Below are 13,503 nucleotides of genomic sequence, written 5' to 3'. Positions count from 1 at the left end.
CCATGCTCGCGGCTGGAACCGCCACGCTGGTCTCGGCGCCGGCCGCGCAGGCCGCCATCACACCGGGCGGCGCGTACACGGTGACCGGGCTGGGCAGCGGCAAATGCGTCGACGCACGCGGCGCCGTCGCGGCCAACGCGACCGCCGTGCAGCAGTTCACCTGTAACTCCAGTGCCGCGCAGCAGTGGACCTTCGACGCCGCGGGCGGCGGCTACTTCCGCGTGAACAGTGGTCTGGACCTCGCGCAAAGCTGGGACGTCACCGACGTTTCCGCCGCCGACAGCGCCAAAGTCCAGCTGTGGGCCTATGGTGGCGGGAACAACCAGCAGTGGCAGGCGGTGGAGGAGTCCGGTGGGACGTACCACTTCGTGAACCGCAACAGCGGCAAGTGCCTCGACGTGCCCGGCGCGTCCACCGCGGACAGCGTCCAGTTGCAGCAGTACACCTGCAACGGCACCGGCGCGCAGTCGTTCCGGCTCGACCCGGCAGGCACCACGCCGCCGAACCCCGACCAGCCCGACCTCGGCCCGAACGTGCTCACCTTCGACCCGTCGATGTCGAGCGCCAGCATCCAGGGCAAGCTCAACAACGTCTTCGGCCAGCAGGAGCGCAACCAGTTCGGTTCCAACCGGTACGCGCTGCTGTTCAAGCCTGGCTCGTACAACGTCGATGTCAACGTCGGCTTCTACACGCAGGTGCTCGGCCTCGGCCTGACACCGGACGCGGTGAACATCAACGGCGCGGTGCACGTCGAAGCCGACTGGTTCCCGCCGCAGAACGCGACGCAGAACTTCTGGCGTGGCGCGGAAAACCTTTCGGTCACCCCGAACGGCGGCTCGGACCGCTGGGCCGTCTCACAGGCCGCGCCGTACCGTCGCATGCACGTGCGCGGCAACCTGATCCTCGACGACGGCGGCTGGGCCAGCGGTGGCTGGATGTCCGACGTCAAGATCGACGGCCAGGTGCGCTCCGGCTCGCAGCAGCAATGGATCACGCGTAACTCGCAGATCGGCAGCTGGGCCGGCTCGAACTGGAACATGGTCTTCGTCGGGGTCAACGGCGCGCCGGGCAACACCTTCCCGAACCCGCCGTACACCACGGTCGGCCAGGCGCCGGTCATCCGCGAGAAGCCGTTCCTCTACGTCGACAACGCCGGCGCGTACAAGGTCTTCGTGCCGTCGCTGAAGACGAACGCCTCGGGCACCACGTGGGCCAATGGAACCGCGCCGGGCTCGTCGCTGCCGATCGACCAGTTCTTCATCGCGAAGCCGGGCATGTCGGCCGCGACCATCAACGCGGCGCTGGCGTCGGGCAAGAACCTGCTGTTCACCCCGGGCGTCTACCACGTCAACGACACCATCCGGATCACCAGGCCGGACACCGTGGTGCTCGGCCTCGGCCTGGCGACGGTCATCCCGGACAACGGCGTGACGGCGATGTCCGTGGCCGATGTGGACGGTGTGAAGGTGGCGGGCGTGCTGATCGACGCGGGCACGACCAACTCGCAGACCCTGATGCAGGTGGGCCCTGCGGGTTCGTCGGCCGATCATTCGGCCAACCCGACCTCGCTGCACGACGTGTTCTTCCGCATCGGCGGCGCGACGGTGGCCAAGGCGACGACCAGCCTCGTGATCAACAGCAACAACGTCATCGGCGACCACAGCTGGATCTGGCGGGCCGACCACGGTGCCGACGGGGTCCCCGTCGGCTGGTACGACAACACGGCCGACACCGGACTGGTGGTCAACGGCACCAACGTCACGTTCTACGGGTTGTTCGTCGAGCACTACCAGAAGTACCAGACCGTGTGGAACGGCAACGGCGGCAAGACGTACTTCTACCAGAACGAAATCCCTTACGACGTCCCGAACCAGGCCTCCTGGAAGGATCCCAGCGGCCGCAACGGTTACGCGGCCTACAAGGTCGGCGACGCCGTGACCTCGCACGAGGCGTGGGGGATGGGCAGCTACTGCTTCTTCAACTCCAACCCGTCGGTCAACCTCTACCACTCGTACGAGGCCCCGAACCGGTCCGGCGTCCGTTTCCACGACCTGCTCACGGTTTCACTGGGCAACAAGGGAACGATCAGCCACGTCATCAACGACACCGGCGCGGTGACCCCGCCGGACACGAGACCGGTCAACGTGGTCAGCTACCCGTAGCGGAGTGAAGGTCGGGGGTGGTGCGAACCACCCCCGACCCCATATCCTGAAACGTTCGGCGATGGTCGCCGGAGGGTGCAAGGGGCCGCAGCGAATGGCGGAAGCCGGGTTCGAGCGGGAACTGAAGAACGCGTGGGCCGAGGTCTGGGTCCTCGTCGCGAGCCGCGACGAGGACGTCGTCCGCGCCGAGACGAGCAGGCTGGCCGGCCTGCTGGGCGGGGCGGACCAGGTGCTCGTGACCGCCGCGAGCGAAGACGTGACCCGGGTCGGGTTCGACCTGACCGAAATCAGCGAAAGCACGCCCGAAGAGTTCCTCGCGGAGCTCGCCGGGCGTTTGGGCTATGAGGGCTGGTCGGCGCCGGTCGAGGAGGACGGCCTCTTACAGACCACTTGGCAGCCATCACCCGCCCCGGCACACGGGGTCATCGGCGTCACGGTGCTCACGATGACCGCGTGGACCGGGCTGGTCCGCACGATCGAATGCGTCAGCGGCTCTTCGGCGTGAGCCGGGGGAGCGTCAGCGTCAACGCCGCCGTGGTCATCCAGCCGACCAGCTCCGGCAGCGGGATCTTCGAAAGCCGCTCCGGCCACTGGTCGGCGACGGTGTGCAGCATCAGGTCGCCGTTGCGGGTCTCGATCCCGGTCAGCCGGATGCCCGGCGGCAGCTCGGGCAGCGGCAGCGTGATCGGCTTGAACCGCCGCGGCAGCTTGTGCAAGGTCAGGCCGAACACGTGGAGCGCGCGCGGCTGGAGCAGGATCGCCTCTTCGCCGATGGTCGGCTCCAGCTCGGCGTGCCCCCAGCGCGGGTGCTTGGCCCAGCGGACCTCGAGCAAACCGTCGTCGCCTGGCTCCGCTTGGATGCCTGGCTTCAATTCGGCCACCCGCTCGCGGAGCACGTGCGACTCGACGAGGATGTGGATCTCGACCGACGCCGGCTTGACCGTCGGCGTCGGCAGCGACCGGAAGCGGACATCGCCCGCGACGACCGTCAGCCGCTTGACCGGGGTATCCGGCCAGGTGATGTCCTCGGCGACGATGCGGACGTCGCCGAGCCTGCCGGTGGCCAGCCGCAGCGAATCGGCCTGGTAGTCGAGCGCGGTCAGGGTCAGGTCGACGTCGTTGTCGCCGACCTTGGTGCTGATCCGGCGCCCGAGCAGCCGTTCACTCGCCATCCGCAGTGCCGATGCCGGGCTCGTCGGCACCTGGGGCAGCAGGGACCGGCCCACCGCGGCGAGGCCGGCGAGCTCGTTCCAGGGCACCAGACCGTCGAACCAGTTCGCGTCGCTCACCCCTCCAGTGTGCCGGACACCCCTGTCACTGCCCCTCGCCGTCATGCCCCGGGCCGCCATTCAGGGTGACGGAGTTGCGCCGTACGGGTGACCACGCACAACCCCCTGTGGGTCCGCTATGCACTTTCGGCCAGTCCGCTCTGGATTTTCGCTGCGCAAATCCTCCATACGCTCGACCTAGAGACGCGAGCCATGGAGGTGCGGATGCCCGAGTTCGACGACCTGCGCCGCTGGAACGACACCGCGGTCGACTTCCCCGCGTTGTCACTGCCCGCGCTGCTGCGCCGGGCCGCCCGGCTGCGTCCGGACACCGTCGCGCTCTCCACGCCCGAGCGGAAGCTCACCTACCGCGCGCTGATCGGCGAGGTCGACCGGGCCGTGTCCTGCCTGCGTGCCCGCGGCGTCGGCCGGGGCAGCCCGGTGGTGTGCGTGCTGCCGCGCGGGGTCGCCGCGGTGGTCGCGCAGGCGGCCGTGTTCGCGCGCGGCGCCGTCTACGTGCCGGTGGCCGAAGAAGCGCCAGTGGCCGTGCTCGAGCAGGCGCTCGGCGGTTTCGGCGCGCCGTTCCTGCTGACCGACCAGGTGGGGCTGGCCAGGCTCGATCACGAGATCGACCCGGCGATCCGGCGGATTTGCTTCGTCGAGCCATGGCTGCACGCCGGCGACGAGTCTGTCGCCCCGTGCCCCGATCCTTCGCTGGACGATCTCGCGTATGTCGTGCACACTTCCGGCCGGTCGGGGCGGCCGAAGGCGGTGATGGTCAGCCATCGCGCGATCGCGAACTCGACGCAGGCGCGGTTGCTTCGGTACCCCTTCCCCGTGGGGGAGTTCGCTTTCCTCACCCCGATGACGGTGGACACCGGCTTCGCGGGCATCTGGTGGACACTGGCGTCGGGCGGCACGCTGCGGCTGCTGTCGGCCGATCCCGCGCGGGCCGTCGGCGAGCTGGCCGAGGTGCTGCGGTCGGGGACCGTCACGCACACCATGGTCACGCCGTCGCTGTATCGCTCCGTGCTGCCCACCGTGGAGCATCCGTCGCCGTCGCTGCGCCAGGTCGTCGTCTCCGGGGAGCCGGTCCCCGCGGATCTGGTCGCCGAGCACTACGCGCGGCTGCCGCGGGTCGACCTCGTCAACGAGTACGGGCCCGCCGAGACGAGCGTCTGGTGCGCGGGCGTGACACTCCGGCCGGGTGAGGACGTCACGGTCGGCACCCCGATCGCCAACACCCAGCTCTGGGTGCTGGACGAAGAACGGCCACTGCCGCCTGGCCGGTTCGGCGAGGTCTGCGTCGCGGGCACCGCGCTCGCGGACGGCTATCTCGGCGACCCCGACGCCACCCGCGAGCGGTTCGTGCCGCACCCGTTCGAAGCGGGCAAGCTGCTGTACCGCACCGGTGACGTCGGGCGCTGGCGCGACGACGGCCGGTTCGAGCTGCGCGGCAGGCTTGACGACCAGGCCCGGATTCACGGGATCCGCGTCGAGCCTTCGGGTGTCGCCATGACGCTCGCGTCGCATCCGGCGGTCCGCCAGGCGGTGGTCGTCGCGCGGCCACTGCCCGGCCACTACCAGGACCGGCTCGTCGCCTATGTGACCCCGCACTGGCGCCGTGACCCGCAACCGGTCGAGCTGACCAGCAGTTACACCGGCGAGCGGCTGCCGGTCAGCGATCGGCGCGAGTGGATAGACCACAGCGTCGGACTGGCCTGCGAACGTCCCGCCGGCAGCGTTCTCGAACTCGGCTGCGGCACCGGCTTGCTGCTGACGCGGCTGGCGCGCGAGTGCACCCGGTATGTCGGCACCGACGCCTCGGCGGACGCTTTGGACGTCCTCGCGGCGCGAGTGTCCGGGATGGAGCAGGTCGAACTTCGTTGTGAAGACGTCCGGACCGCGCTGCGGGACCGGTTCGCCGAATTCGATCTGGTGCTGTGCAACTCCGTGCCGCAGTACTTCCCGAGCCCCGCTTTCCTGACCGAGGTGCTCGAAGGCGCCGTGCGCGCGTGCAGGCGCGGCGGCCGCGTGATCCTCGGTGACATCCTCGATTTCGGGCTGCGGGAGGCGTTTCACGCGTCGGTCGTGCTCGCGGCGGCGGACGAGGACGTGCCCGCGCAGGTGCTCGAGCAGCGCCTGCGGCAGCGGCTCGACCTCGACCCGTTGCTGTGGGTGGACGCGCGATGGTTCGCGCGCGCCGTCGCGTCGCTCGGGCGGTTCGCCGACGTCCAGGTCCGGCCTCGGCGTGGCCGCGGGCGCACCGAGATGACGGATTTCCGGTTCGACGTCGTGCTGTGTCTCGACACCGAGCCCGAGGTGCTCGAACTGGACGATTGGTGGTTCTGGGCCGACGACGCGCTCGACGCGCGTGCGCTGCGGAAGCTGTTGACGGCCAGCACCAGCGAGACCGTTGGCGTACTCGGCATCACCAATCAGCGCACGGCCGGCGCCTGTGCCGTGCGCGACGCGCTCGCCCAGCCCGGCTTCGGCGAGCCGGACTGCCGGGGGCTGCGCTGGCTCGCCGCCGAGGCCGAACGCGCGGCCGTGCACCCGGAGGAACTCGCCGAACTGGCCGAGGAACTCGGCTGGGAGCTGCGGCTTTCTCGGGCGGCGGGTTTGGCCGACGGGGCGTTGGACGCGGTGTTCCACCGGCCCGGTCCGGCCGAGTGGACGGTGCGGTGGCCGAATTCCGGCCAGGTCGTGCCCGAGCGCTGCCTGAGCACCGATCCGCTGCACCGGCACGTCATCGCCGACGCGCGGGAGCGGCTCGTGCCGGAGCTGCGCGAGTACGCCGCCGAGCTGCTCTGCGCCCACGAACGGCCCGCGGAGTACGTGGTGCTCGCCGAGCTTCCGCTGACCGCGCACGGGAAGGTCGACCATGCCGCGCTGCCGTCACCACCGGGCAGGCGGCCCGAGCTGGGCACCGGCTACGCGCGACCGGCGTCGCCGATCGAAGAACGGGTCGCCGAGATCTTCGCCGAGCTGCTCGGGATCGACCGGGTGGGCCGGTTCGACGATTTCGTGGAGCTGGGCGGTGACTCGCTGCTCGCCGTGCGTGCCGCGGTGCTGATCGAAGCCGAGTTCGCGGTGCGGCTGCCCATCCGGATCGTGTTCGACCTGCCGACGCCGCAGCTGCTCGCGGGCCGGTTGAGTGTTTCTCCAGCCGAACCCGCCGCCGTGGAGGCCGAGGCGCCCGACGAGGACGACCGGCTGCCGCTGACGGTGCCGCAATTGCTGCTGTGGGGCCACGATTCGCTGCTCGGCGGCGACATGGTCGCGGGCCCGGACTGCGCGCTGACGATCAGCTACCGCGTGCACGGTCCGCTGAACGTCCCCGTCTTGGCCGAAGCCGTCGACGAACTGGTCAATCGGCATGAAGCGTTGCGTACCAGCCTGCACTTGCCCGGAGGACAGCTCGAAAACGGCTACCAGCGCGTCGGCCCGGCGCGCTCGGGCGTGCTGCGCGTCGTCGACGCCGAGCGGCTGGACGCGGCCGCGGTGCTGCGGGCCCTTCAGGTCGATGAGCCGCTCGATCCCGGCTCGGGCCGGGTGTTCGCGGCCGAGCTGGCGCGAGTGTCCGATGTGGAGGCACTGTTCTCTCTGCGCATTCACCATTTGGTGGCCGACGGCTGGTCGATGGCGTTGATCGAGCGTGAGCTGACGCGGCTTTACGAGGGCATCGTCACCGGTCGCGGCCCGGACCTGCCCACGCCACCGAGCTACCGCGCACAGGTGCGGCATGCGACGACACCGTCGACCCGCGACCCGATCGATCCGGCCGATATCGCTTACTGGGCTTGGAAAGTGCGAGGCGCCAAACCGGTCGAGCTGGTGCCGAGCGAGTATCTGGAGATCCCGGTCGAACCGCCGCGCACGGAGGTGCGCAGCATCCTCGTGCCCCCGGACGAGGCCGAGCCGTTCCTCCGGCTCGCCCGCGCGCGCCGCGCGACGCTGTACACCGCCTTGTACACCGTGTTCGCGTCGATCATCGCCGCCGACACCGCCGACCCGGACGTGCGGCTGCTGTCGGTGAACGCGGCCAGGCGCAGCGCCGACCTCGAACGGACCGTCGGGCTGTTTCTCGACGCGGTGTTCCTGCGCGAGCAGGTGCACGCCGGGCTGTCGTTCGCCGACCTGCTGACCGTGCACGGCCGGGAACTGCACGACGCGCTGCGCCACGACAGCGTGCCGATGCTCGGGCTGTGCCGGGCGCTGCCCGAGATGCTCGACGTGTTCGGCCGGTCCCAGTCGGTCGTGTTCGAAAGCCTGGTGCCGCTGACGGAACTGAGGCTGACCGGCTGCTCGGTCCAGCGCCGTGACCAGTACCAGGAGGGGTTCACGGGGCGGGTGCCGCAGATTCCCGCGCATCTCGCGGTGGCGACGCGCCAGGAGTCGTCCTCGCTGCGGCTGGCCGCGCTGTACGACCCTGGTTTCGTTCCGAAGTCCTATGTGGACGATCTGCTGCGCCGGATGCGCGCGGTGGTGGTGGCCTGCGGGCGCGACGGCGCGCTCGCCCCGGGAGCCGTGGTGAAAGCCGATCACTGGTTGGAGACGTTGCGGATGGTGAGGGTGTGAACGAGGTGACTGGTCGTTTCCGGGTGGTCTGGCCGCCCGCGGTGCTCGCGCGGCGCAAGCGCCTGGGCTCGGTGGCCGATATGCCGCCGGTTCCCGTGCGCTTCGACATGCCGTTCACGGTCAAGCAGAACCCGTATCTCGACCGCGCACGGGCACACACCCTGGATTGGCTGCGTGGCAAGGGAATCGCGCGCAACGACGACGACGCCGCGAGATACGTGCACTCGCGCGTCGCGGACGCGGTCGCGCGGTTCTACCCCGAAGCCGGGCCGGAGGACCTGGAGCTCGCGTCCGACCTGGTGGCGTTGTTCTTCTTCTGCGAAGACCAGTTCGACGGCCTGCTCGGCCAGGACCCCGGCGCGGTCGCGCAGGTCTGCCGCAGGCTGTTCAGCGTCATCAGGCGCAGGCCGCACGCCCCGCCGATCCCGGACCCGACGCCGATGGAGTCCGCGCTGGGTGAGCTGTGGGAGAACAGCTGCCGAGGCATGTCGGAGACCTGGCGGATCCGCGCGGTGCACAACTGGGCCGATTACCTGTTCGCCAACGTCACCGAGGCGCAGAACCGGGTGACCGGCACCTTGCCAGCCCTGCACGGCCTGCTCGAACTGCGGCGCGTCGCGGTGATCGTCTACGTGCTGCTCGACCTCGCCGAACGCGTCAACCACACCGAAATCCCGGCGTTCCTCGCCGAATGCGAGCAACTGCGTGAGATGCGGGACATCACCGCCGAAACCGTCTGCCTGCTCAACGACGTGCGCGCGGTCGAGCGTGGTGAGGCACGCGGCGACATCCACAATGTCGTACTCGCGCTGGAGAGCGAATACGCGCAGTCCCGTGGGGAGGTGATAGTCACCGTCCGGGAGATGATCGAGCACCGGATTCACCGGTTCGAGCGCCTGCGCAAGGGCATCCCGGCGCTCTGTGAGTCGATGGGAGCGTCCGCCGCGGCCTACGTCGCGGTGGACCTCTCCGTCGAAACCATGTGCTGGCTGATCCGCGGCACCGACGAGTGGAGCAGCGGCGAGGAGTTCGCGTTCGAAGGCCCGGTGGGGTCGAGGTGACCACGACCGCCGTCGCCCCGCCGACCGTGCCGGGCGCGCTGCCGCTGGTGGGCCACACCGTCAAGCTGCTGCGCCGCCCGCTCGCCCTGATCGCCGCCGCCGATCCGCAGGACGACCTCGCGGTCCTGCGGGTCGGCCCCCGGCACTGGTACCTGGTCAGCGGCCCGGAGCTGGTGCGGCAGGTGCTGGTCACCGACGCGGCGAAGTTCGACCGCGGCGCCCAGTTCGAGCAGGTCGCACGCTTGCTCGGCCGCACCTCGCTCACCACCAGCGGCGAGCAGCATCGCTTGCGCCGCCGTCTGGTGCGGCCCGCGCTCGACCGCGTCCGCACGGCCGAATACGGCGCCGCGATGACCACCGCGGCGCTGGACGCGAGCGTGTTCTGGCACGACGGCCGCAGGCTCGCGCTGGAGCAGGAGATCAGCGCGTACGCCTACACCGTCGTCACCAGGACCCTCGTCCGCGCCGGACTCGACGCGAGCGTGATCGCCGAGTTCCAGCGGCTGCTCCCGCAGGCACTCGACGGCGTCACGCGCGCGATGTACGACCCGTTCGGCGTGCTGCGCACTCCGCAGATCCGGCGGACAAGACGGACCAGGCGCGCGCTCGGCAAGGTGCGCGCGACACTCGGCCAAGCCATCGCGCATCATCGGAACGCCGGCCACCTCGACCAGGGCGACGTGCTGTCGATGCTGCTCAGCCGGTGCACCGACGACCTCGGCCCGGTGCTGACCGACCGCGAGATCTGCGACGAGATCATGGGCCTGCTGCTGGCAGGCACCGAGACGGTGACCTCGGCGCTGTGCTGGGCGTTCCATATTTTGGCCACCCGCCCGGAGATCGAGCAGCGCGTGCAGGCCGAAGCCGACCGGGCGCTGCAAGGCTGGCCCGCGCGCGTCGAGGATCTCGCCCGCCTGCCGTACACGCAGCGGGTGATCACCGAGGTGCTCCGGATGTACCCGCCGCCGTGGATGCTCGCGCGGCGCACCGTCGCCGAAGTCGACCTCGGCGGGCGGCGGCTGCCCGCGCACACGCCGGTCTTCGTGTGCCTCTACCTGCTGCACCGGCGGCGGGAGAGCTTCCCCGCCCCGGAACGGTTCGACCCGGACCGGTGGCTGCCGGACGCGCGGAAATCGTTGCCACCCGGTGCCTTCCTGCCGTTCGGGGCCGGGCCACATCAGTGTCCCGGCGATCATTTCGCGGTGACGATGGCGACCTTGCTGCTCGCGACCCTGGTCCAGCACTGGACCTTGCGGCCGGCGTCGGCGCGCCCGGTCGTGCCGACCGTCACGCCGACGCTGCGTCCCGACCAGCTTGACATGATCGTCACGAGACGGCGCCGGGATTACTGAGCTAGTGGTCCTTTTGAACCGCGTAGGCGACGGTTTCGTCCATCGATTGGGCTTTCCCCATCGTCTCGGCGGCCGCTACCTCGTCGGGCGGGAGTTCGCGGCGGAAGCGCTCGACGGCTTCGGCGAGCTCGGTCGTGTAGATCGATTTCGTAAGCGTTCTCAAGTCGAGCGTGCTTATCAACGATTCTGCCGCCGCGTTCAGCGTGAGCGCTCGCACCGCGCTTCCGTTCCTGGCCGCGACCACCGCCATCCCTTCTAACGCACCCACTACGGGCAGCGGTTGCGAGGACAGCTCGAGGCACTCGAGGAACCGTGCGCGAGCCTGTGCGGTCAGCCCCATCGAAAGCGCGAGCGTGCCTTGGGTGTGCAGCACGCACGCCAGCAGGTGGCTGGGTCCATCGGCGCGATAGATCGGTATCGCCTCGTCGAGGAGCTCCGCGGCCCGAGTGTGCGCGCCGAGCTGGGTCCACGCCCAGGCGAGGTTGTGCAAGACCATCGCGAGCGCCAGCGGCTCGGCGGCGGCACGCAGAATCCGCGCGCACTCCGTCAGGTCCTCGATGGCCGCCTCGGCATCGCCCGCCAGCACGCGCACGTGGCCGAGCGTGTTGTGCACGCTCGCCAGCAGCATCGGATCATGCAGCGCCTGTGCCGCTTCCATGGCCTGGTCGGCCAGCCGCGACGCCTCAGTGTGGTCGCCCTGGCTCGCCGCGAGGAACGCCGCCCAGTCGAGCGCCACCAGCCGGTAATCGGGGCGCCCGTGGCGGTCCAACGCCCGGCTGAGCACTGCGCGGCCGTCGGCCAGGTACCCGCGGCGCGCGGTCGCCGAAGCGAGCCCGGCCGCGAGCAGGTGATGACGGTCGTCGTCGGCCCGCGTCCAGCCGAGTGCCGCGCGCAGGGCGTCACGCTGCCGGTCGATCCGGCCGGTCTGCTCGTCGGTCATCGCCATCGGGCTGTGCAGCAGCGGCTCGCAAAGCTTCGTAAGCCAGCTGATCAGCCGTTCCCGCGTGCTGTCGCGCTCGCCTGCCGCGGCCAGCTGCTCCGCGCCGTAGACCCGGATGCAGCTCAGCTGCCGGAACCGCAACGGCTCCGGGCCCGATTCGATCCACGATTTCGCGCGCAGGCGGGTCACCAGCTCGAGCAGCGCCGTCTCCGTCAGCCCGTCGCAGACCGCGGCCGCCGCGGCGAGGTCGAACCCGCCGCCGAACACCGAGAGCCTGCGCAGCGCGCGCCGTTCGTCCTCGCTGAGCAGCTGGTGACTCCAGTCGATGGTTTCGCGCAGCGTCCGGTGTTGCGACGGCGCCGTCTCGCCGGCGAGCGTCAGCAGCGCGGAGTGGTTCTGCAGCCGCGCGCCGATCTCGGTGACGGTCAGCATCGGCACCCAGCGCGCGGCCATCTCGACGGCCAGCGGCAGCCCGTCGAGCCGCACGCACAGCGTCGCGACCGCGGTGGCGTTGTCCTCGGTCAGGTCGAATTCCGGCACATGCTCCTTGGCCCGCTCGACGAACAACCGCACGGCGTCGTACCTGGTCGCGGTCGAAACCGGCAGCGGCTCGGTCAGCTCGGGCACCGACAGCGAGCCGATCCGGAACAACGCCTCGCCGGTGATCTGCAGCTCCTCCCGGCTGGTCACCAGCATGGAGCAGCCCGGACACCGGCTGAGCAGCACCTCGGCCAGCTCGGCGCACCCGTCGAGCAAATGCTCGCAGTTGTCGAGCACCACCACCGAATCCCGCCCAGCGAGAGCACCGATCACGGATTCGAGCAACGGTTCGTCAGGTTGTTCGGTCACGGCCAGCGCCGCCGCAACGGCCTGGACGAGCACCTGCTCGTCGTGCACATCCTGCAGCTCGACGAACCACGCCATCGCCGTCGCACGGGACGCCGACTCCAGCGCGAGCCGCGTCTTGCCCGCGCCACCCGGTCCGACGATCGTGACCAGCCGATGCCGCCGCACCATGCGTGACAACACGGCCATCTCACGCTTACGGCCGACGAACCGGTCGCCGGGTTCGGGCAGGTTTCCCCTGGTACGCGGCACTTTCGGCAGCGAGGTGGCCGAAAGTACGCCACCCGCGGCGCGACGGCGGTAGGCACGCTGGCGGCACGCGTTCGAGCAGTACCGGCGCACGGCGCCACCCGCGATTTCACCGCCGCACGCCACGCACTCCCCAGTGGTTCCCCTCGGCGCGCCCATTGTGGGGTCATTCAACCCCGGCGGCAGATCCGAGTGAACCCGGTTCAGTCGGAGGGAGTATTCGGTCAGAACCCTTCCGGCGCGGCGTCCCGGGCGATCAGTGCGGCTTGGACCCGGTTGTCGCAGCCGAGCTTGGTGAGCAGCCTGCTGACGTAGGCCTTGACCGAGCCCTCGCTCAGATGCAGCGCTCGTGCGATCCCGGCGTTGGCCGTCCCGTTCGCCAGATGCGTCAGCACATCCCGTTCCCGTTCAGTGAGCAACCCGACGCGCCGCCGCGCCTGATCGGCGCGTTCGGTGGGCACGCCGACGAACCGGTCGACGAGATGCCGCGCGGCGGCGGGCGAAAGCGTCGCCTGGCCCGCGGCGACCGCACGCACCCCGGCCACGAGTTCGCCCGAGTCGCTGTTCTTGAAGAGGAAACCGGCCGCGCCCGCACGCAGCGCCGGGAACAGCAGGTCACCCGAACCCGGCGAGGCCAGCATGATCACCTTGGTCGACGGCGCGTGTCTTCGCACCAGCCTGGCCGTGCTCGCGCCGTCCGTGCCCGGCAGGTCGGCGTCGACCAGCAGCACTTCGGGGCGATGGCGGCCGAGCAGGTCGACGAGGCCGGCGCGGTCGCCTGCCTCGCCGACGACGACGATGCGCTCGTCGCTCTGCAGCACTCCGCGCAACCCCGCGCGGATGAGCACTTGGTGATCTGCGATCCCGACGCTGATGGCGCTGGTGGCCGACCTCCAGTGCTCGGCCTGCGTCGTCACGAGGACGGTCATGACGGCTCCCGGTGTCTTCCGTCATCGGAGAAAAGGGAAGGGCAAGCCAAGTTTGGGTGCTCGCCACTACTCTCGTACAGATGCGCGTAACGGAGTTACGGTCCAGCCGTAACGG

At 70.2% G+C, this 13,503-nt stretch carries 8 protein-coding genes; 5 read left to right on the top strand and 3 right to left on the bottom strand.

Going from position 1 to position 13,503, the window contains the following annotated elements; translation table 11 throughout:
• The first annotated feature begins 2 nt into the window (after window positions 1–2).
• On the top strand, window positions 3–2,162 hold the full coding sequence (locus BLV57_RS31350) for an RICIN domain-containing protein (RefSeq protein ID WP_091294907.1): 2,160 nt from the start codon (window positions 3–5) through the stop codon (window positions 2,160–2,162).
• 94 nt (window positions 2,163–2,256) lie between these two features.
• A complete protein-coding gene (locus BLV57_RS31345; protein WP_091294904.1) occupies window positions 2,257–2,667 on the top strand; it encodes a hypothetical protein in 411 nt (136 codons plus the stop codon).
• Here BLV57_RS31345 and BLV57_RS31340 read toward each other — a convergent pair.
• A complete protein-coding gene (locus BLV57_RS31340; RefSeq protein ID WP_091294901.1) occupies window positions 2,648–3,451 on the bottom strand; it encodes an LmeA family phospholipid-binding protein in 804 nt (267 codons plus the stop codon). The two genes, BLV57_RS31345 and BLV57_RS31340, sit on opposite strands and share 20 nt — an antisense overlap.
• 204 nt (window positions 3,452–3,655) lie before the next feature.
• Here BLV57_RS31340 and BLV57_RS31335 point away from each other — a divergent pair, with 204 nt between their 5' ends.
• From BLV57_RS31335 to BLV57_RS31325, 3 genes are read left to right on the top strand one after another with little or no spacing between them, the layout of a single operon-like run.
• Entirely contained in the window at window positions 3,656–8,011 is a 4,356-nt protein-coding gene (locus tag BLV57_RS31335; RefSeq protein ID WP_176968889.1) for an AMP-binding protein, read from the top strand.
• Between the two features lie 5 nt (window positions 8,012–8,016).
• Complete coding sequence (locus tag BLV57_RS31330; RefSeq protein WP_143047191.1) at window positions 8,017–9,072, top strand: terpene synthase family protein; 1,056 nt, start codon at window positions 8,017–8,019, stop codon at window positions 9,070–9,072.
• Window positions 9,069–10,424 carry a cytochrome P450 gene (locus BLV57_RS31325; protein ID WP_176968888.1) on the top strand — a complete coding sequence of 452 codons (1,356 nt, stop codon included), beginning with the start codon at window positions 9,069–9,071 and terminating at the stop codon, window positions 10,422–10,424. The genes BLV57_RS31330 and BLV57_RS31325 overlap by 4 nt, the downstream gene beginning before the upstream one ends.
• 1 nt (window position 10,425) lies before the next feature.
• Here the strand turns inward: BLV57_RS31325 and BLV57_RS31320 are convergent, their stop codons facing one another.
• Together BLV57_RS31320 and BLV57_RS31315 are read right to left on the bottom strand one after the other, a co-directional pair.
• Window positions 10,426–12,552 carry an ATP-binding protein gene (locus BLV57_RS31320; RefSeq protein ID WP_143047190.1) on the bottom strand — a complete coding sequence of 709 codons (2,127 nt, stop codon included), beginning with the start codon at window positions 12,550–12,552 and terminating at the stop codon, window positions 10,426–10,428.
• Between the two features lie 131 nt (window positions 12,553–12,683).
• Window positions 12,684–13,388 carry a response regulator gene (locus tag BLV57_RS31315; RefSeq protein ID WP_091294887.1) on the bottom strand — a complete coding sequence of 235 codons (705 nt, stop codon included), beginning with the start codon at window positions 13,386–13,388 and terminating at the stop codon, window positions 12,684–12,686.
• Window positions 13,389–13,503 lie beyond the last annotated feature (115 nt).

The sequence above is a fragment of the Amycolatopsis xylanica genome (assembly GCF_900107045.1).
Lineage (GTDB): Bacteria > Actinomycetota > Actinomycetes > Mycobacteriales > Pseudonocardiaceae > Amycolatopsis > Amycolatopsis xylanica.
The sequence above is the reverse complement of the archived record's forward strand: the minus strand, read 5'-3'. Positions and strand labels throughout refer to the sequence as shown.

What these genes read in the sequence shown, in the direction of transcription:
- BLV57_RS31350 (WP_091294907.1), top strand. Translation starts at nt 3, where the DNA reads ATGCTCGCGGCTGGAACCGCCACGCTGGTCTCGGCGCCGGCCGCGCAG.
- BLV57_RS31345 (WP_091294904.1), top strand. Translation starts at nt 2,257, where the DNA reads ATGGCGGAAGCCGGGTTCGAGCGGGAACTGAAGAACGCGTGGGCCGAG.
- BLV57_RS31335 (WP_176968889.1), top strand. Translation starts at nt 3,656, where the DNA reads ATGCCCGAGTTCGACGACCTGCGCCGCTGGAACGACACCGCGGTCGAC.
- BLV57_RS31315 (WP_091294887.1), bottom strand. Translation starts at nt 13,388, where the DNA reads ATGACCGTCCTCGTGACGACGCAGGCCGAGCACTGGAGGTCGGCCACC.